The organism is Mesorhizobium huakuii (assembly GCF_030160235.1).
GTDB classification, from domain to species: Bacteria; Pseudomonadota; Alphaproteobacteria; order Rhizobiales; family Rhizobiaceae; genus Mesorhizobium; species Mesorhizobium huakuii.
The window spans coordinates 1-17,726 of sequence record NZ_BSNY01000023.1; the positions used below are offsets into that span (position 1 = coordinate 1).

Consider the following 17,726-nt stretch of genomic DNA (forward strand, 5'->3'; position numbering starts at 1 on the left):
CAGTTTCGTCGACATACTGGCGAGCGGCTGCGACGCCGGCATCCGCTATGAAGAGCGGCTGGAGCAGGACATGATCGCCGTACCGATCGGTCCGCGCCGGCAGCACTACGCCACCGCCGCCGCGCCGGCCTATCTCGACCGGCATGGCCGGCCCGAGCACCCGCGCGACCTGCTGCGCCACGCCTGCCTGCGCGGCCGCTTCGCCAGCGGCCTGACGCCGCCCTGGGAGTTCGAACGCGACGGCGAGGTGGTGAGCGTCGAGCCGACCGGCCCGCTTCTGGTCAGCACCGGCACGGCCATGGCGCTTGCGCTTGAAGTGGCGGTCGCCGGCGGCGGCATCGTCTCGCTGTTCGAGGACTGGCTGCGCCCCTATTTCGACGATGGCCGGCTGGAGCCGGTGCTGGAGCCCTGGTGGCAGGAATTTTCCGGCCCGTTCCTCTACTACCCCGGCCGCCGCCTCACACCGGCGCCGCTACGCGCCTTCATCGATTTTGTCGGTGGGATGCGGTGGGGGTGATTTCGGGCTGATATCGCGCCGCCGGATGTGCCCGATCGGCCCTGCCTGCCACCGGCTCCTGAGCCACAGAGTCAAATGCCTGACGTAACACTTTGTTGTCATTGAGGGACTATCGAGGGGGCGATACGGCGAAAGCCCGGTGACAGGAAAGGCGCGCAATGGGTTCGCCCTGGTCCGAATTACTGGCCAATCTCGCGGTCGTTGCGATGTTCGTTTCGGTCTGGATCCACACGCATGTGTGGCTGGATCGCAGGCCGGCCGCGGTGAAGGCCACGGCCTTCGGCCTGCTGATGGGCGCCGGCGCCATCATCCTGATGCTGACACCCATGCAGTTGCAGCCGGGCGTGCTGGTCGATCTCAGGGCGACGATGATTGCGATTGCCGGCTTCTTCGGCGGCCCGGTCGCCGGCATCGTCGCAGGCGTCATGGCAGGTGCTTTCAGGACCTTCGAGGGCGGCATCGGCGCCTTCGCCGGAGCGGTCGGGATCGCGGCCACCATGCTGGTCGGTATAGCCGGCAATCTTGCGCTGAGGGGCCGCCGGCCGACAATGGCGGACATCATGATCCTGGGCGCCGCGACGGCGTGCGGATCGCTGCTTGGTCTCAGCGCCCTGCCACGGTCGATCGTACAGACGGTTCTGCCGCAGGTGGTGTTCCCCTCCACCCTGCTCATCTTCGTCTCCGTGGCGATGTCGGGGCTGGCGCTCTACCAGGAGCGGCGACGCCTGGAGGCGCTGCAGTCGCGGCGCATCTTCAAGGCCGTGGTCGAGACCTTGCCGGATTGCCTCAACGTCAAGGATCTCGACGGGCGGTTCATCGTCGCCAATCCGGCGACGGCCGAGCTGATGCAGGCGGCAAACGCGAAGGCGCTGATCGGCAAGACGGATTTCGATTTCTACCCCAGCGAAACGGCGCGGCAATTCCGCGAGGACGAGCTTGCCGTCCTGGCGTCCGGCGTTGCCTCCACGATCGAGCAGCGTCTTCACCATGAGGACGGCACCGATGGCTGGCTGGCGACGTTGAAGGCGCCGTTTCGCGACAAGGCCGGGGCCGTCATCGGCCTGATCACGCACAATCGCGACATCACCGAGCGCAAGCGGCTGGAGACCGAACTGGCGGAAAGCCAGGCAAGGCTGGGCGACGCGCTCACGCACATGGCCGACGGGCTGGTGATGTTCGATCCTGAGGGAAAGCTGATGCTGTGCAACGCCCAGTATCGCGCGATGTTTCCGAAGACGGCCGACATCAGGGTTCCCGGCACCGACTATCGCGACATACTGCGTGCCTCGGTCGCACGCGGCGAAAGCATCACGCCGCCCGACGCCGTCGAGGGCTGGATTGCCGAGATCATGGCAACGCAGACGCATGCCAGCCACCGCCAGATCCGGCTCGCCGACGGGCGTTGGCTCGACGTGCGGACCCGTCCGACCGGCAATGGCGGCAGCCTGAGCGTGTTTTCCGACATCACCGAGGCCAAGCAGGTCGAGGCCGAGCTGCTCGCCGCCAACGAGAAGCTGAACCTCCTGGCGCATCGCGACGGCCTGACCGAACTGATGACAAGGCGGGCCTTCGACGAGGCGCTCGCGCGCGAATTCGCCCGCGGCCGGCGCAACGCCACGCCGCTCAGCCTGCTCATCATCGATGTCGACTGGTTCAAGCGGTTCAACGATCATTATGGGCACCCTGCGGGCGACGAATGCCTGCGCGCGGTCAGCGGCTGCATCGAGGCGACGGCCCGCCGGCCAGCCGACGCCGCGGCCCGTTATGGCGGCGAGGAGTTCGCGCTCATCCTGCCCGAAACCGATGCAAGGGGCGCCTTCGTCATCGCCGAAACGCTGCGCGGCAAGGTGCGCGACCTCGGTCTTGCCCATGCCGGCAGCGAAAAGGGCGTCGTCACCGTCAGCATCGGGGTTGGCACTTTCGACGGGAGCGCCGACATCGAGATCGCCGATCTGCTGCGGCGCGCCGACGAGGCCCTCTATGGCGCCAAGGCCGCCGGGCGGGATCGCGTGCATGGCTGGCGCCCGCATCTGAGCGAACCAAGCTCGACGGGTTCCAAGCGCAAAGCGTAAGCCCTGGCTGTCACACCACTGTCATGGTCCGCTGCCATCAATCCATAAATCTGGATATGTGGATTGATGGGCAAGGCAACGGCATTGCAGGCGCTCGCAGCACTCGGCCAGGAAACCAGGCTGGAGGTGTTCCGGCTGCTGGTGCGGGCCGGGGCCGAGGGCGTGCCTGCAGGCGAGATCGCGACGCGGCTCGGCACCGTGCAGAACACCATGTCGGCGCATCTGAAGATCCTTGGCCAGGCCGGGCTGGTGCAGGCCGAACGCGACGGGCGCAGCATCCGCTACGCGGCCGACATGACCGGGTTTCGCGATCTGCTGGCCTATCTGATGGAGGATTGCTGCAATGGCGCGCCGGAGCTTTGCCAGCCGATCCTCCAGGCGGTGACCTGCAAATGCTGAGCTCGACATGACCGACCTTCGACGCCGCCTCGCAGCCGAAGCGCTGGGCACCGCCATGCTGGTCGCCACGGTGGTCGGCTCGGGCATCATGGCCAGCCGGCTGACCGGCGATACAGCGCTTTCGCTGCTCGGCAACACCATTCCGACCGGCGCCATGCTGGTGGTGCTGATCACCACGCTGGGGCCGGTCTCCGGCGCGCATTTCAACCCGGCCGTCACGCTGGTTTTCGGGCTGCGGCGCGACATCGGCTGGCTGGCGGCGCTGGGCTACATTGCTGCCCAGATTCTCGGCGGCCTCGCCGGCACGCTGGTCGCGCATGCCATGTTCGAGCTGCCCTTGCTCGAGGTGTCGGCGACGGTGCGCAGCGGGCAGGGGCAGTGGCTGGCCGAGCTGGTCGCGAGTTTCGGTCTGGTCTTCACCATCCTTGCCGGCCTGCGCTTTCGGAGCGACGCCATTCCCTGGCTGGTCGGGCTCTACATCACATCAGCCTACTGGTTCACGGCCTCGACCTCCTTCGCCAATCCGGCGGTGGCCATAGCGCGTGCCTTCTCCAACACGTTTGCCGGAATCCGGCCCTCCGATGTGCCGGCCTTCATGGCAGCGGAACTGGCGGGCGCGCTGCTGGCGCTGGCCTTGGCCGGCTGGCTACTGGCCGACCCCAAGACCCTCACTGACAAGACCGTTTCCGAGATGAAAGCCGCGCCATGACCATCACCATCTATCACAACCCGGACTGTGGCACGTCGCGAAACACGCTGGCGATCATCCGCCAGTCCGGCGAGGAGCCGCAGGTGATCGAATATCTGAAGACGCCGCCGTCGCGTGACAGGCTCGTCGAACTGATCAAGGCGATGGCGATGACGCCGCGCCAATTGCTGCGCGAGAAGGGCACGCCCTATGCGGAACTCGGCCTTGGCGACCCCAAATGGAGCGACGACCAGATCATCGATTTCATGCTGGCGCACCCGATCCTGATCAACCGGCCGATCGTAGTGACGCCGCTGGGAACAGTCCTGGCCCGGCCGTCCGAAGCGGTGCTCGATATCCTGCCCAACCCGGATATCGGCCCGTTCACCAAGGAGGACGGCGAAGTCGTCATCGACGCGACCGGCAAGCCGGTCGTCTGAAGTCTATTTCGATATTTTTCGAAATAGGGCTTGACGGTTTCCATCGTCGGCAGCATGCTATTTCCATGAAACTCGAACAAGCAGCGAAACAATTGGAAGCGCTCGGCAATCCGACGCGGCTGAACCTCTATCGCATCCTGGTGCGGGCCGGCGAGGCGGGTCGGCCGGTCGGTTACCTGCAGGAGAGCCTCGGCATCGCCGCCTCGACGCTGTCGCACCATCTGCACCGGCTGATCCTGACCGGGCTGGTCAGCCAGGAGCGGCAGGCGACGACCCTGATCTGCCGCGCCAACTACCCCGTGATGAACGATCTCATCGGCTTCCTGGCCGACGAATGCTGCGCCGATGCTGCCTGCAATCCGGCAGCGGATGACGCGGCCGCCTGATTTTTTGCCTGTTATTTCGATAATACCGGGAGGATAGAAGATATGGCCCTGCAAGAAGATCCGCCCATCGCCGTCATCGGCGCCGGCCCGGTTGGCCTGGCGGCCGCCGTTCATCTCATCGCCCGGGGCCTGCCGGTGAAGCTCTATGAGGCCGGCAGCGGCGTCGCCGCCAATCTGCGGGATTGGGGGCATGTGCGGGTGTTCACGCCCTGGCGCTATTGCGTCGATGAGGCGGCCAAGGCGTTGCTCGAAGCCCATGGCTGGCGGATGCCCGACGCGGAAGCCTTTCCCACCGCCGACGAACTTGTCGCGCACTATCTCGAGCCGCTCGCCAGCCTGCCGGAACTGGCGCCGGCGATCGAAACCAATGCGCGTGTCGTGGCCATATCGCGCTGGGGCGCCGACAAAGGTGCGCGGCAGTGAGCGCGGGACGCGGCCCTTCATGCTCGTGGTCGAGACCGCCGATGGCACAAGGCGCGACAGTGCCCGCGCGGTCATCGACGCCTCGGGGACATGGCGCACGCCCAACCCGCTCGGCGCCGGCGGCATCGCCGCGGAGGGCGAGGCGGACTTCGCCGACCGCATCGCATATGGAATACCCGACATTCTGGGCCGCGACCGCGCGCTCTATGCCGGCCGCACGACGCTGGTTGCGGGTTCCGGCCATTCGGCGGCCAATGCCTTGCTCGACCTTGCCAGGCTGGCGGAGGGCGCACCCGGCACGGCCTTCATCTGGGCGGTGCGCGGAACCGACCTCGTGCGCATCTATGGCGGCGGCGATGCCGACCAGCTGCCGGCGCGCGGCGAACTCGGCGCCGATGTGCGCGACCTCGCCGAAAGCGGCCGCGTCCAGCTGGTGACCGGCTTTGCGACGCTTGCCATCCGCGCGCATGACGGAAGACTGATCGTCGAGGGGCAAAGCGAGGAGGGGTTGCTGCAACTCGGCCCTGTCGACCGCATCATCGCCGCGACCGGGCAGCGCCCGGACCTGTCGCTGACCCGCGAGCTCAGGCTCGATCTCGATCCGTGGCTGGAGAGCGTCAAGGCGCTCGGTCCGCTCATCGATCCCAACGAGCATTCCTGCGGCGACGTGCCGCCGCACGGCCACCGCGAGCTCAGCCATCCGGAGCCCGGCTTCTATACGGTCGGCATCAAGAGCTATGGCCGCGCGCCGACCTTCCTGCTGCTGACCGGCTACGAACAGGTGCGCTCGGTCGCGGCGGCGCTCGCCGGCGACGTGGCGGCGGCCGACGCGGTGCAACTGGTGCTGCCGGAAACCGGCGTCTGCACGGTGCCGGCGGGCCGTGCGTCGCAGGGTTGCTGCGGCGGACCGGCGCCTGCGGCGACCGATGCCTGCTGCGTGGCGGATGCCGACGCCAAGGCCGCCGGCAAAATGGGTTGCGGCTGCGTCGGCAAGATGGAAGCGGCCGAGTGAGCGACGCCAAGATTCCTGCTTCCGCCATCTGGGCTCTGGGCACCACGCAGATCATCGGCTACGGCACGCTCTACTACAGCTACAGCATCCTGGCGCCGGCGGTGGCGGCGGAACTCGCCTGGTCGCAGCAATGGGTGTTCGCCGTGCTGTCGGTGTCGCTGCTGGCAAGCGCCATCCTGGCGCCGTTCGCGGGCAGCCTCGCGGACCGGGTCGGGGCAGGGCGCCTGATGGTGCCGGGATCGCTGGCGGCGGCGGGCGCATTGCTGTTGTGTGCGCTGGCGCCGGGGCGCGCCGGCTTTGCCATCGGCGTGCTGGCCATGGAACTCGCCTCCTGCTTCGTCCTCTACAGCACGGCCTTCGTCGCCATCGTGCAGCTCGGCGGCGCGCGGCGCGGCATCACCCATCTCACCCTGATCGCCGGCTTCGCCTCGACCCTGTTCTGGCCACTGACGACGCTGCTGCATCATCACCTCGGTTGGCGGGAGGTTCTCGCTCTCTTTGCCGCGCTCAACGCCTTTGTCTGCCTGCCGATCCATTGGTGGCTGGCCCGGCTTTCCAGCCATACCGTCAGGGCGCGGGAGCGGATCGTCCCGGACACGGCGGGCCTGTCGGAGCCCGTGCCCGGCGGGCGATGGTCGCTCCTGTTCGTCCTGGTGCTGGCCGGCTTTGCCATAGAGGGCTTCATGCTTTCGGCTGTTCTCGTGCAGATGGTGCCGCTGCTCACTTTGGTCGGCCTCGGCGGCGCCTCGGTGCTGGTCGCCAGCCTGTTTGGGCCGTCGCAAGTGGCGAGCCGGCTGGTCAACATGCTGTTCGGCCGGGGCCTGACACAGACATCGCTGGCGCTCGGTGCGACCGCCGCACTCGCCGGCGGCCTTGCGGTGCTGCTGCTGGTGGCACCCTCCGTTCCCGGCGCCATGCTGTTTGCCGTGCTTTTCGGCTTCGGCTCGGGCCTGATGAGCATTGTCGGCGGCACGCTGCCGCTCGAATTGTTCGGCCAGGAGCGCTACGGCTCCTATGTCGGCTGGATCACGGCGGCGCGACAATTCAGCTCCGCCTTCGCCCCGTTCGGCCTGACCCTGATGATATCGGGCCTCGGCGTTTTCCCGGCCCTGTGGCTCAATGTCGTGGTTGGCCTGTTCGGCATCGCCGCCTTCGCCGCCGTCGCGCTGATCAGCCGGCAGTCGCGCAGGGGTGAGGAGAGCGGCACGGCCGCGGTCGCGCCCAACGCGGCTGGATGACAGCCTCCGGTGCCCCGGCCACCAGAACTTATGCAGGGGCGCCGCCTTTGGTGCCGGGGCCGCAAGGGCTCAGGCAGATTTCGCCGACCGCCATCGGATCGATCCGTCGTCGGCAACGGAAGCGTTGCCTTTGGCGACGTGCCGGTCAAAGCTGCTCCGCAGCGCAATTCTAGAGCGTCCGCCCATGACTGGAATGTTTCCCGCCACCTCCATGCCTGACCGCGATTGGTGGGAGGCGCTTTGGCCGGACCCGTCGGGCCTCCTGCTGTCGTTGGGCGTTGAGCCGGGCATGACGGCTCTGGACCTGTGCTGCGGCGACGGCTATTTCACCGCCCCGCTTGCGAAAATCGTCAGTGGCCGCGTTTATGCGCTCGACCTCGACCCGGAAATGATCGTGGCGGCCAAGGCCGAGGTGAAGCATCTCGGCGTTTCGGTCCTGAAATGGATTGTCGCGGATGCCGGCGACGTCGCGGAACTGATTCCCGAAAAGATCGATTTTGCGCTGATCGCCAACACCTTCCACGGCGTGCCCGATCAGCCGGCCCTCGTCAAAGCCGTGGCTCGCACGCTTAAGCCGCGCGGTCTGTTTGCGCTCGTCAATTGGCATCAGCTGCCGCGAGAGCACACGACCGTGCTTGGTCAGCCCCGCGGCCCCAGGGCGGAGATGCGCATGTCACCCGAAGCGGTGGCGGCGGTTGTGGAAGCTGCTGGTTTCCGGCTTCTGCGAGTGGTTGATCTGCCGCCCTATCACTACGGGGCGGTGTTTGAACACAAGGGGTGATACGGAAGTCCGGATCGGCCGCTATCCCAGGGTGAACGCGCCGATGCTGCGGTAGAGGACATAGCCCGCAACGACAAAGATCAGCGCGGCAAAGATGCGGTTGAGCACGTTCTTGTAGGATGCCAGGCGGGTCGCCGCCAACATGCCGATCAAGCCACCACCAACGCCGCCAATGATGAATTCGCCGGCCAGCTGCCAGTCGACCATTCCCGATAGCGCGTAGTTGAAGGCCGTGGCGAGACCGAAGGCCGCGACGGCAAGCAGGGACGTGCCTATCGCATTGATTGTCGGCATTCCGGTGGCCAGGATCAGCCCGGGAACGATGAGGAAGCCGCCACCGATGCCGAAGAAGCCGGAGGCCGCGCCGGCGACGATGGCGACCGCTGCGGTCATCGCGCACATCTTGGCGTCGACGGGCCGGGCCGTGGCCGACGTGCCACGCCTGGGAAGGACCATCAAACCGCCAACCACCAGCATGAGCAGTCCGAACAAGAAAAGCAGGTGCGCCCCGTCGATCGACTTTCCAAGCGTCGATCCCGCCAGGGCCCCGACGGAACCCAGTGCGGCGAAGACAAGCGCGCAGCGCCACCAGACGTGACCCTTCAAGGCATGGCCGCCAAGGTTCGCGAATGCGTTGGCGGCCACCGCAAGCGCGCCTGTGCCGATGGCAATATGGGGCTGGGCGACGCCGACGACATAGAGCAGCAGCGGCGTGGCAAGGATCGATCCGCCGCCGCCGACAAGACCAAGGGTGAAACCAACCAGGCCGCCAGAGCCCAGGGTGGCAAGTAATGGAGCGCTCATGATGGCCGCCCGACGAAGAAGCGGTCATGGGCGACCATGCCCGCCAGCATGAAGGCCACGAAGACCAGGGTTGGCGTCAGCCCGAGCGACAGCGAAGCCACCGCCGGGCCGGGGCAAAACCCGCCCAGGCCCCATCCCAGGCCGAAGATTGCCGAGCCGACGACCAGACGGGCGTCGATCGGCGACTTCATCGGCAAATGGAAGCGATCCGCCAGCAGCGGCCGCGACATCCGCCGCAGCCAGGCCATGCCTGCCATCGCAACCGCGACGGCACCGCCCAGCACGAAGGCCAGGCTCGGGTCCCACGCGCCAAAGATGTCGAGAAAGCCCTGGACGCGGACAGGATCGAGCATGCCCGACAGTGCCAGGCCAAGCCCGAAAAGGGTGCCCGCGGCCAAGGCGGCAACAGGCTGCAGTTTGGTGTGTCTCACAGGACTGCTCCGCGAAGAAGCGCGACGGCCGCGATGCCGCTCGCAAGGAATGTCAGGACCGCGGCGATCGAACGTGGCGATAGCCGGGCCAGCCCCATCACGCCGTGACCGCTGGTGCAACCCGAGCCCATCCGGGATCCGAAGCCGACCAGCAATCCCGCGAGCATGACCAATGGCAGCGATGCCGTCACCGTCACGGTGGGCCAATGACGAAAGGCGGCGAAGTGCACCACCGGGCCAAGCAGCAATCCGGCGACGAAGGCGCCGTTCGTCCAGACACCGACGCCTTGCACCGCCCTGCCGACAATCCCGCTGACGCCGGCGATCCTGCCGTTCAGCATCAGCATTATGACCGATGAGAGACCGATAAGGGTCCCACCAAGAAGGGATACGAGATAAGAGGTCATGGTTGGCCTTCCGAACAGAAGATCGTGTAAAGCGCTGCAACCAGTTGAGCGGCCTTCTCGGCGGTCAGCCGGTAGAAGATCTGTTTCCCGTCTCGCCGCGTTTCCACGATGTTGGCGTCGCGCAACACCGTCAGTTGCTGGGAAAGGTTCGGTTGGTGGATGTCGAGCATCTCTTCCAGCCGGCTGACCGAATACTCGCCTTCGACAAGGGTGCAGACGAGCATCAGCCGCATCGGATGCGCCAGTGTCTTCAACAAGGCCGCCACTTCGCCGGCGCGCGATTCCATGGCGGCGGGCGACATGTTCACCACATCGGGCTGGATCTCGCTCACCACACGGCTCCTTGCAATGCGTCGAGGGGAAATTTCAGATAGCGCGTACCGTTTGCCTCCGGCTCCGGCAGACGCCCCGCCTGGATGTTGACCTGCAAGGCATGCAGGATGAGTCTCGGCATCGGCAGCGTTCGGTCACGCGCCGCTCGCAGTCCGGCAAAGGCCTCTTCGTCCACGCCGGCCAGGTGTGCATTGGCGCGCTTCTGTTCGCCGACCGTGCTTTCCCATTTCGGCGCGCGTCCACCCGGCTGGTAGTCATGGCCCGTGAACAGGCGGGTTTCGTCCGGAAGCTCCAGGATCTTCTGGATCGATTTCCACAGGATGCGAGCGTCACCACCGGGAAAATCGGCACGAGCCGTGCCGCTGTCAGGCATGAAGATGGTGTCGTGAACAAAGGCCGCGTTGCCGATCACGTAGGTGATCGACGCCAGGGTGTGACCGGGCGAAAACATCACGCGCGCGGCTATGGAGCCGACCTTGAAAGTGTCGCCATCCGAGAACAGCCTGTCCCACTGCGAGCCGTCGACGCGAAGTTCCGGCCAGTTGTAGATGCCCCGCCACAGGCGCTGGACATCGACCACCGGCGCGCCGATCGCGGTCGGGGCGCCCGTCTTCTCTTTCAGATACTGCGCGGCCGACAAATGGTCGGCGTGAGGATGGGTGTCGAGAATCCATTCGACGCTCAACCCGTTCTCGGCAATGTAGGAAAGCATCGCGTCGGCGTTGCGCGTCGTGGTCGCTCCGGACTTCTCGTCGAAATCAAGAACCGGATCGACAATGGCGCATTTTCGGGTGTCCGGGTCCGAAACCACATACTGCGCGCTCCCTGTCCGGGGATCGAAGAATCCCTTCACGTCAGGTCGCAGTTGCCTGTGCGCTTCGAACCATCGCGCCGCCGCCGACAGGTCGATGCCGAGCTTCTGTCCGAGAGCCGCGATATCCTGGGACGACATACGGCCGTCGAGCGCTTCGCCCAATGCATACAGGGTCAGGGCGCGCGTGCCGGTCTTGCAATGCGCAAAGACCGGGCCGCCGGTATCGGCCATGGCCGCCTGGAAGGCCCGCACGTCCGCCTCGGTGATGGTCGGCATCGTGACGGGTATGAAGGTGTAGGAAACATCGGCGTGATCAGCCGCCTCCCGCTCGGCGACGTTTCCGGGCTGGGAGGCCTCTTCCCCGTCAGGCCGGGCGTTGATCAATCCCGCAAACCCATGGCCGGCAAGCGACCGGATTTCGGAGATCGAGGGCTGGGGGCCAACGCTCAGCACGTCATTTACACGGATCATGGTCATATCGAGCACCTGGGGTTCTCATCAATATACAATTGCAAATAATGTATAATGATGACTCGCGCAAGGTGCCTGCCTGGAAATTTCGCGGCCGGGTTGCCGGCTTGACGAGCTTCTGTCATATTTGACATATGCAAAAAACTTTTTTGTATGTGTTGGAGGTGGAATGACCCAGGTCAATCCGGCGAATGCGGAACTGGTCGAGCTTGGCCGCGGCCGTGTTGCCTGGATCCGCTCGCGCATGGCGATGCTGGCCACGCTGCGTGAAGAGTTCCGCGCCAATCGCCCCTTCGCCGGCAGGCGCATCGGCATGTCACTGCATATCGAGCCGAAGACGGCGGTTCTGCTGGAAGTGCTGGCCGGAGGCGGTGCCGAGATAATCGGTACCGGCAATCACGGTTCGACGCAGGACGATGTCGTCGCCTTCCTGCAAAGCCAGGGCATCGGCGTGTTCGGCCGCCGCGCCGATACGCTTGCCGATCATCATGCCAATCTGGCGCGGGTGCTGGACGCGCAGCCCGACATGCTGCTCGACAATGGCGCCGACCTTGCCGCCGGCATTGTAGAACGCGGCAGGGCGGCGTCCATCCTGGGCGGCACCGAGGAGACGACGTCGGGCGGTGACCGGCTGCGCGGCGAACTGGCCGGGAAGGTGCCATTCCCCTCCATCGTCATCAATGACAGCCCGCTGAAGGCGATCGGCGAGAACAAGCACGCGGTCGGCCAGTCGGTGGTGGAAAGCTTCATGCGCATCACCAATCTGATGATCCCCGGCCGCCGCTTCTGCGTCATCGGCTATGGCTGGTGCGGGCGCGGCATCGCGCAATATTTGCGGGCACTCGGCGGCCGGGTCGCGGTTGTCGAGATCGACGAGATCAAGGCGCTGGAGGCCGCACTCGACGGCTACCGGGTGGCGCCGCTGGCGGAACTGGCACCGTGGGCGCAGGTGTTCATCACAGCCACCGGTCGCGCTGGCGTGCTGCCGGCCGAGGCCATCACCGCCATGGCGGATGGCGCGGTGCTGGCCAATTCCGGGCATTTCCCTTGGGAGATCGACACCGAGGGTCTCGCCGCCGTGACGACCAGCACCACCGATCTCGACGGCACCTTGCGGCGTCTCGACCTCACCAATGGAAAGCATGTCATCCTCGTCGCCGAGGGGCGCATGTTCAACCTTGCCGGCAGCGAGCCGAAGGGCAATTCGATCGAATCCATGGATATCGGCTTCATGCTGCAGGCGCTGTCGCTGGAGCGGGTGGTGAAGGGCGAGGGGGCTGCGGGCGAAAGGCCGGCGGCCGGCGCGCAGCCGGTGCCCGACGACATCAACAGGCGCATCGCCCGGCTGATGATGGCTACGATGGGGGCAGCACGCTGACTATACTTCCCCGCGGTTCCTGATTCTGGTCCTGGAAAGCTTGCATGGCTGGCAAAATCGCGGATGCGCCGGACTATTCGGTTCCGGCCCTGGAAAAGGCGTTCGACATCATCGAACTGCTGGCCGAGCAGGAGGACGGGCTGAACCAGGGCCAGATTTCCGAGGCGGTCGGCCGCTCGATCCACCAGATCTACCGCGTGCTGCAGGCGCTGGAGCGGCGCGGCTACATCTTCCGCGACCGCCCGGCCGGGCTCTATTTCCTGTCGCCGCGCCTGTTCGAACTGGCGCATCGGCACGAGCCGCTGCGCGGCCTTGTCCAGGCGGCGCTGCCGTCGATGCGGCGGCTGTCCGACGCCATCCAGCAATCCTGCAATCTCGGCGTCCACAATGCCGGACGGGTGCTGATCCTGGCGCAGGTGGAAAGTCCGGCGGCGTTCGGCTTCCGCGTCCGCGTCGGCGCCGAGTTTCCGCTGTTTGCCACCGCCACCGGCCGCGCGCTGATGGCGTTCCAGCCGCAGGACAGAATCAATCAATGGCTGCAAGCCTCTGGTATCCCTGATGAAAAGGCCGGCATGCATGACGCGCTTGCGCGCATCCGTGCCGCCGGCCGTGAGGAGGTGGCGGACGGACTGCAGCCGGGCGTGATCGATCTTGCCTTTCCGGTCATCGGGCCGTTCGGCCAGTCGGTCGCGGCACTCACCGTGCCCTATGTGGCGACCACCTACAGCACGCTCGACATCGCCACCGTGCGCCGCCATGCCGCGCAGGCGGCGCAGGAGATCGGGCTGGTGCTGGTGCCCGAGCCGTCAGGCGAAAGCGCGTCGTGACCGATCCCTCCGCGCCGATCGTCAAGACCATCGCCATTGCCGCCGCGCCGGCCAAGGTTTGGCACGTGCTGACGACGCCTGGAATGATCCCGCAATGGATGTCGGACGAGGACCTGACCGTCAGCCTGGAAGCGCATGCCGGCGGCGCGATCGTGATAAGCGGGCTGCTGCACGGCATGGCGTTCGAGAACCATGGCACCGTCCGCGCCTTCGAGCCGGAGAAGAGCTTCGCCTACGGTTACTGGAGCACGCTGTCGGCCTCGCGCCTGGCGGACCTGCCCGAAAACCACACGCTGGTCAGCTTTGCTCTCGCGCCGGCGGATGGGGGAACACGGCTGACGCTGACGCTCAGCGACTTCGCCGAACCGGCGATCCGTCCGCACGCCAATCTCTACTGGGGACCGACCTTGCAGATCCTGAAGACGATGTGCGAGCGGCGTTGAAGAGGGGCGCCATCGCGGCGGCGCCGGTCTTACCTCTGGCGCTTGGCCAAAGCCCGGATGCGGTCGGCGACATCGCTGTCGACAGGGTTATAGACGGTCAGGTTCAGATCCGGCCGGCCGTCGACCGCGAAGGACGAGTATTCCAGCTCGATGTCACCCAGTTCCGGGTGCTTCAGGCGCTTTGTCCCGTCGCCATGGGCGAGCACGTCGTTCTCCTGCCACAGGGTGGCGAATTCGGCGCTGCCGCTGCACAGTTCGTCCACCAGTTGGGTGACCTCGGAGACCGCGCCGGCGCGCGCCGCATCGGCCCGGAACGCGCCGACCACGAAACGGGCAAGGTTTTCCCAATCATGCTGCTTGGCGCGGATATGGGGCGTGAGGAACATGAAGCGCAATATGTTGCGCCGGCCGGCGGGGATGGTGCCGTAGTCGGTCAGCACGATCTCGGCGGCGCGGTTCCAGGCGACGACGTCCCAGGTCGCGGTCTTGACCAAAGCAGGGCTGGCCTCGAGCGTGTCGATGAGGCGCTGCAGCCGGGGGCTGACGCCCTCGTCGCCCCGGTAGCGGACTTCGGGCGGGCGCCCGAGCCCCAGCATGAAGAGGTGTTCGCGCTCCGCTTCGGTCAAAAGCAGCCCCTTGGCGATGCGGTTCAGCACATCGGCCGAAGGCGCGCCGCCACGGCCCTGTTCCAGCCAAGTGTACCAGGTCGGGCTGATGTTGGCGCGCTGGGCGACCTCTTCGCGGCGCAGCCCCGGCGTGCGCCGTCGCCCGGAAAAGCCGAACGAGGCGGGATCGAGCCGGGTGCGCCGGTCTTTCAGGAAGGCTGCGAGCGAACCGGGGATGGGCATCCTGTTAGCCATTATACCATGATAAGATCACTACTTTAATGGAATAATAGACCGTCGATACTGCGCAGGCAATTGTGCAGGAGATTTTGCATGCGTATCTTTTTGACCGGCGCCACCGGGTTCATCGGCTCGGCGCTCGTTCCCGAACTCATTCAGGCCGGCCATCAGGTGATCGGCGTCACCCGGTCCGACGCCGGCGCCGAAGCACTGGCGGCCGCAGGCGCCGAAGTGCATCGCGGAACCCTCGAGGAACCGGCAGGCCTGCGCGACGGCGCGGCGAAGGCGGACGCCGTGATCCACACCGCGTTCGACCATGATTTCTCGCGCTTTGCCGAGAACTGCGAAAAGGACAGCCAAGTCATCGCGGCGCTCGGCGAGGCACTCGCCGGATCCGACCGGCCGCTGGTGATCACGTCGGGCGTCGGCATGGGCAGTCCCGGACATGGCCAGCTGGCGGTCGAGGACGTCTTCAACGCCAGCCATCCCAATCCGCGCATCGCCTCGGAACTCGCCGGCAATGCCTTGCTGGAGGCCGGCATCAATTTGTCGGTCGTGCGCCTGCCGCAGGTGCACAATCCGGTCAAGCAGGGGCTGATCTCGCCGCTCATCGAGATCGCGCGTGAAAAAGGCGTCTCGGCCTATGTCGGCGAAGGCCGCAACCGCTATTCGGCAGGGCATCTCCTTGACGCCGCGCGGCTCTACCGGCTTGCCGTCGAAAAGCGCCAGCCGGGCGCGCGCTACCACGCGGTCGGCGAGGAAGGCGTCGAGGTGCGCGCCATTGCCGAGGCGCTTGGCCGGGGCCTGAAATTGCCGGTCGTCTCGATTGCGCCGGAAAAGGCGGCGGAGCACTTTGGCTGGATGGGAATGTTTGCTCCCATGGACCTGCCGGCCTCCAGCGCGCTGACCCAGGCGCGGCTCGGCTGGCAGCCGACCGGCCCGACGCTGATCGCCGATCTCGACGCCATGCGCTATTGAGGCGCTGCGGCCTCAGCCAGGCCTGACGGCGTAGCGCAAGTGAACAAGCCCGTGCGCCAGCGTTTCGCAGCTTGTCAGCGACAGCTGCATCCTGCCGGCGAGGCCGCTTTCGCCGAACTCGACAAAACCCTGGTTTCCCGCCCGCGCATCGAGCGCGGGCGCGACAAGCAGGCTTAGTTCGTCGACAAGCCCGGCCGCGAAGAAGGAGCCGTTGATGCCGGCGCCGCCTTCGAGCAGCAGCCGGCGGATTGCGAGCTCCCGTCCGAGCACATCGAGCATGGCGGCGAGATCGATCTCGGCCGTTTCCGACACGATGTAGGACACGCCGTCGGCGGCGAGTTCCGCCAGATGGCTGTCGGCGACGTCACGCCCGAGCAGCACCACGACATGGTCGCCACCGACATCGGGCTTGGCGAAGTGGAGCTTGCCGGAGGCATCGAGCGCCACGGCGTAGGTTCCCGCGTCGCGCTGCGCGAAATGATGCGGCCGCTCGACCTTGCCGATCTGCGCCGGCGGGTGCGCGCCGGCCTTGCTCATCTCGGCCATGGTGACACGCCCGACGATCCAGGCGTCGCCCTGGAGGTCTGCGTGGATCTGCTCATAGAGGCCCGACCATTCGGCCCGGGTCCCGTCCGGGCTCGCGGTGTAGCGGCTCGGATGAAGACTGCCATCGAGCGAGGCGAGCATATGGCAGATGACGTGCGGCTTCATGCAATTCTCCAGGGATGGACTGATCTTCAGGAATGACTGGGCCTCAGGAATGAATCGGGGTTCAAACTAGGGCCGCGGCGCCGGAATGGAAGCCGAGGCAGGTCGGTTTGATCAAAATTCCGACAATTCCGATAATTCGCCTGCCAGCACTGTTATATCGATGTTGCACAAATGGTTGACCCTGGGTTAGCATCCATTTGCTGATGCCGATGGGAGGCAGTTTTGCTACGGCGATCAGTTGGAGCGGCATGCGCTGTCCCGCGCAAGGAGGATGCTCCAACACTTTGAACCGACGCATGGTCCTTCCTGAAACCGTCCCGGTTTCCGGGGCGTGCGTTCTCGTGGAGGAGGATCAACCCATGAACAGACGTGAATTCCTGATGACGTCCGTGGCCGCCGGCGCCATGATGCTGGCCGCGCGTTCGGCATTCGCCGATGACAAGCTCACCATCCTTGGCTCGGTGCCCAATCTCGGCTTTCCGTTCTTCGTGCACATGCTGAACGAGATCAAGGCGGAAGCGCAGGCGCAGGGCGTCAACCTGACCGAAAGCGACGGCCAGAACTCGGCCACCAAGCAGACCGCCGACATCGAGGCGGCGCTGGTGCAGAAGGTCAACGCCATCGTGATTTCGCCGCTCGACGTCAACGCGCTGGCGCCGGCGATCGAGGAAGCGGTAAAGGCCGGCGTTCCCGTGGTGACGATCGACCGCCGCGTCGACGGTGTCCAGGGCATCCTCGCCCATGTCGGCGCCGACAATGTCAAGGGCGGCGAAGCGGAGGCCAGTGCGATGGTGGCGGCGTTCCCCAACGGCGCCAAGCTGTTCCACCTGCAGGGCCAGCCGGGCGCCGGCCCGGCGATCGACCGCAACAAGGGCGTGCACAATGTGCTCGATCCCTTGAAGGACAAGTACCAGATCATCTTCGAGCAGACCGCCAACTTCGCTCGCGCCGAGGCGCTGTCGGTGACGGAAGCCGGCCTCGCCGCCAACGGCAAGCCGGACGCCATCATCTGCGCCAATGACGACATGGCGCTCGGCGCGCTCGAGGCGTGTGCGGCGCGCAACTTCACCGACGTCAAGATCTACGGGTTCGACGCGCTGCCGGAAGCACTGGTCGCGGTGCGCGACGGCAAGCTCGCCGGCACGGTCGAACAGTTCCCCGGCCAGCAATCGCGCACCGCCGTGCAGATCGCGGTCGCCTACGCCAAGAACAAGACCGAGCCGAAGGAGAAGCTGGTGCTTCTGACGCCGATCGTCATCGGCAAGGACAATCTCGACAAGGCCGAGAGGTTGAGCGAGACGAAGTAGGGGCTCGTGAAAGCTGAGCAC

20 protein-coding genes and 1 pseudogene are annotated in these 17,726 nt (G+C 66.0%); 14 read left to right on the forward strand and 7 right to left on the reverse strand.

Annotated features, from left to right (window positions below; translation table 11 throughout):
* The 9 genes and pseudogenes from QQK95_RS12315 to QQK95_RS12355 form a co-directional block, all read left to right on the forward strand.
* Window positions 1-517, forward strand: a 517-nt coding sequence (locus tag QQK95_RS12315) for a LysR substrate-binding domain-containing protein (protein WP_284272634.1), incomplete at its 5' end; no start/stop codon positions are given.
* Window positions 518-675: 158 nt separating this feature from the next.
* Window positions 676-2,589, forward strand: coding sequence for a diguanylate cyclase (locus QQK95_RS12320; RefSeq protein WP_284272636.1), 1,914 nt, complete (start codon window positions 676-678; stop codon window positions 2,587-2,589).
* A 66-nt stretch (window positions 2,590-2,655) separates the two neighbouring features.
* Complete coding sequence (locus QQK95_RS12325) at window positions 2,656-2,988, forward strand: ArsR/SmtB family transcription factor (RefSeq protein WP_284272638.1); 333 nt, start codon at window positions 2,656-2,658, stop codon at window positions 2,986-2,988.
* 7 nt (window positions 2,989-2,995) lie between these two features.
* The gene (locus tag QQK95_RS12330; RefSeq protein WP_284272640.1) at window positions 2,996-3,697 is read left to right on the forward strand and encodes an aquaporin; all 702 of its coding nucleotides are present in this window, start codon (window positions 2,996-2,998) and stop codon (window positions 3,695-3,697) included.
* Entirely contained in the window at window positions 3,694-4,116 is a 423-nt protein-coding gene (arsC, locus tag QQK95_RS12335) for an arsenate reductase (glutaredoxin) (RefSeq protein WP_284272642.1), read from the forward strand. The genes QQK95_RS12330 and arsC overlap by 4 nt, the downstream gene beginning before the upstream one ends.
* A gap of 65 nt (window positions 4,117-4,181) precedes the next feature.
* Window positions 4,182-4,502 carry an ArsR/SmtB family transcription factor gene (locus tag QQK95_RS12340; RefSeq protein ID WP_284272645.1) on the forward strand — a complete coding sequence of 107 codons (321 nt, stop codon included), beginning with the start codon at window positions 4,182-4,184 and terminating at the stop codon, window positions 4,500-4,502.
* 42 nt (window positions 4,503-4,544) lie between these two features.
* A pseudogene (locus QQK95_RS12345) lies at window positions 4,545-5,937 on the forward strand (NAD(P)-binding protein).
* Window positions 5,934-7,175 carry an arsenite efflux MFS transporter ArsK gene (arsK, locus tag QQK95_RS12350; protein ID WP_284272646.1) on the forward strand — a complete coding sequence of 414 codons (1,242 nt, stop codon included), beginning with the start codon at window positions 5,934-5,936 and terminating at the stop codon, window positions 7,173-7,175. The pseudogene QQK95_RS12345 and the gene arsK overlap by 4 nt, the downstream one beginning before the upstream one ends.
* A 184-nt stretch (window positions 7,176-7,359) precedes the next feature.
* The gene (locus QQK95_RS12355) at window positions 7,360-7,956 is read left to right on the forward strand and encodes a class I SAM-dependent methyltransferase (protein ID WP_284272648.1); all 597 of its coding nucleotides are present in this window, start codon (window positions 7,360-7,362) and stop codon (window positions 7,954-7,956) included.
* A gap of 21 nt (window positions 7,957-7,977) precedes the next feature.
* On the opposite strand, the gene QQK95_RS12360 is transcribed toward QQK95_RS12355, so the two are convergent.
* Genes QQK95_RS12360 through blh form a run of 5 tightly spaced genes read right to left on the reverse strand, consistent with a single transcriptional unit; the run spans window position 7,978 to window position 11,222 of the window.
* A complete protein-coding gene (locus QQK95_RS12360) occupies window positions 7,978-8,760 on the reverse strand; it encodes a sulfite exporter TauE/SafE family protein (RefSeq protein ID WP_284272650.1) in 783 nt (260 codons plus the stop codon).
* On the reverse strand, window positions 8,757-9,191 hold the full coding sequence (locus QQK95_RS12365; RefSeq protein ID WP_284272652.1) for a DUF6691 family protein: 435 nt from the start codon (window positions 9,189-9,191) through the stop codon (window positions 8,757-8,759). Before QQK95_RS12365 ends, QQK95_RS12360 begins: the two co-directional genes overlap by 4 nt.
* A complete protein-coding gene (locus QQK95_RS12370; RefSeq protein WP_284272654.1) occupies window positions 9,188-9,598 on the reverse strand; it encodes a YeeE/YedE family protein in 411 nt (136 codons plus the stop codon). Before QQK95_RS12370 ends, QQK95_RS12365 begins: the two co-directional genes overlap by 4 nt.
* Window positions 9,595-9,900 (reverse strand): sulfite-sensing transcriptional repressor BigR, encoded by a 306-nt coding sequence (gene bigR, locus QQK95_RS12375; RefSeq protein WP_284273007.1) that lies wholly within the window; start codon window positions 9,898-9,900, stop codon window positions 9,595-9,597. Before bigR ends, QQK95_RS12370 begins: the two co-directional genes overlap by 4 nt.
* 26 nt (window positions 9,901-9,926) lie before the next feature.
* Complete coding sequence (gene blh / locus QQK95_RS12380) at window positions 9,927-11,222, reverse strand: bifunctional sulfur transferase/dioxygenase Blh (RefSeq protein WP_284273009.1); 1,296 nt, start codon at window positions 11,220-11,222, stop codon at window positions 9,927-9,929.
* 163 nt (window positions 11,223-11,385) lie between these two features.
* Here blh and QQK95_RS12385 point away from each other — a divergent pair, with 163 nt between their 5' ends.
* The 3 genes from QQK95_RS12385 to QQK95_RS12395 are packed head-to-tail and all read left to right on the forward strand — an operon-like array spanning window position 11,386 to window position 13,864.
* Complete coding sequence (locus tag QQK95_RS12385) at window positions 11,386-12,594, forward strand: adenosylhomocysteinase (RefSeq protein ID WP_284272657.1); 1,209 nt, start codon at window positions 11,386-11,388, stop codon at window positions 12,592-12,594.
* A 44-nt stretch (window positions 12,595-12,638) separates the two neighbouring features.
* Window positions 12,639-13,421: an IclR family transcriptional regulator gene (locus QQK95_RS12390; protein WP_284272659.1), complete on the forward strand. Its 783-nt coding sequence runs from the start codon at window positions 12,639-12,641 to the stop codon at window positions 13,419-13,421.
* On the forward strand, window positions 13,418-13,864 hold the full coding sequence (locus QQK95_RS12395; RefSeq protein WP_284272661.1) for an SRPBCC family protein: 447 nt from the start codon (window positions 13,418-13,420) through the stop codon (window positions 13,862-13,864). Before QQK95_RS12390 ends, QQK95_RS12395 begins: the two co-directional genes overlap by 4 nt.
* Window positions 13,865-13,893: 29 nt before the next feature.
* Here the strand turns inward: QQK95_RS12395 and QQK95_RS12400 are convergent, their stop codons facing one another.
* Window positions 13,894-14,724 carry a helix-turn-helix transcriptional regulator gene (locus tag QQK95_RS12400; RefSeq protein ID WP_284272663.1) on the reverse strand — a complete coding sequence of 277 codons (831 nt, stop codon included), beginning with the start codon at window positions 14,722-14,724 and terminating at the stop codon, window positions 13,894-13,896.
* 78 nt (window positions 14,725-14,802) lie between these two features.
* Here QQK95_RS12400 and QQK95_RS12405 point away from each other — a divergent pair, with 78 nt between their 5' ends.
* Complete coding sequence (locus tag QQK95_RS12405; RefSeq protein WP_284272666.1) at window positions 14,803-15,687, forward strand: SDR family oxidoreductase; 885 nt, start codon at window positions 14,803-14,805, stop codon at window positions 15,685-15,687.
* 12 nt (window positions 15,688-15,699) lie between these two features.
* Here QQK95_RS12405 and QQK95_RS12410 read toward each other — a convergent pair whose 3' ends face one another.
* Window positions 15,700-16,398 (reverse strand): RibD family protein, encoded by a 699-nt coding sequence (locus QQK95_RS12410; protein ID WP_284272668.1) that lies wholly within the window; start codon window positions 16,396-16,398, stop codon window positions 15,700-15,702.
* A gap of 359 nt (window positions 16,399-16,757) precedes the next feature.
* Here QQK95_RS12410 and QQK95_RS12415 point away from each other — a divergent pair, with 359 nt between their 5' ends.
* On the forward strand, window positions 16,758-17,705 hold the full coding sequence (locus tag QQK95_RS12415) for a substrate-binding domain-containing protein (RefSeq protein WP_284272670.1): 948 nt from the start codon (window positions 16,758-16,760) through the stop codon (window positions 17,703-17,705).
* The last annotated feature ends 21 nt before the right edge of the window (window positions 17,706-17,726 follow it).

Coding starts and splice junctions, on each gene's coding strand:
- QQK95_RS12320 (WP_284272636.1), top strand. CDS start 676: ATGGGTTCGCCCTGGTCCGAATTACTGGCCAATCTCGCGGTCGTTGCG.
- QQK95_RS12325 (WP_284272638.1), top strand. CDS start 2,656: ATGGGCAAGGCAACGGCATTGCAGGCGCTCGCAGCACTCGGCCAGGAA.
- QQK95_RS12330 (WP_284272640.1), top strand. CDS start 2,996: ATGACCGACCTTCGACGCCGCCTCGCAGCCGAAGCGCTGGGCACCGCC.
- arsC (WP_284272642.1), top strand. CDS start 3,694: ATGACCATCACCATCTATCACAACCCGGACTGTGGCACGTCGCGAAAC.
- QQK95_RS12340 (WP_284272645.1), top strand. CDS start 4,182: ATGAAACTCGAACAAGCAGCGAAACAATTGGAAGCGCTCGGCAATCCG.
- QQK95_RS12355 (WP_284272648.1), top strand. CDS start 7,360: ATGACTGGAATGTTTCCCGCCACCTCCATGCCTGACCGCGATTGGTGG.
- QQK95_RS12360 (WP_284272650.1), bottom strand. CDS start 8,760: ATGAGCGCTCCATTACTTGCCACCCTGGGCTCTGGCGGCCTGGTTGGT.
- QQK95_RS12370 (WP_284272654.1), bottom strand. CDS start 9,598: ATGACCTCTTATCTCGTATCCCTTCTTGGTGGGACCCTTATCGGTCTC.
- bigR (WP_284273007.1), bottom strand. CDS start 9,900: ATGTCGCCCGCCGCCATGGAATCGCGCGCCGGCGAAGTGGCGGCCTTG.
- blh (WP_284273009.1), bottom strand. CDS start 11,222: ATGACCATGATCCGTGTAAATGACGTGCTGAGCGTTGGCCCCCAGCCC.
- QQK95_RS12385 (WP_284272657.1), top strand. CDS start 11,386: ATGACCCAGGTCAATCCGGCGAATGCGGAACTGGTCGAGCTTGGCCGC.
- QQK95_RS12390 (WP_284272659.1), top strand. CDS start 12,639: ATGGCTGGCAAAATCGCGGATGCGCCGGACTATTCGGTTCCGGCCCTG.
- QQK95_RS12400 (WP_284272663.1), bottom strand. CDS start 14,724: ATGGCTAACAGGATGCCCATCCCCGGTTCGCTCGCAGCCTTCCTGAAA.
- QQK95_RS12405 (WP_284272666.1), top strand. CDS start 14,803: ATGCGTATCTTTTTGACCGGCGCCACCGGGTTCATCGGCTCGGCGCTC.
- QQK95_RS12410 (WP_284272668.1), bottom strand. CDS start 16,398: ATGAAGCCGCACGTCATCTGCCATATGCTCGCCTCGCTCGATGGCAGT.
- QQK95_RS12415 (WP_284272670.1), top strand. CDS start 16,758: ATGAACAGACGTGAATTCCTGATGACGTCCGTGGCCGCCGGCGCCATG.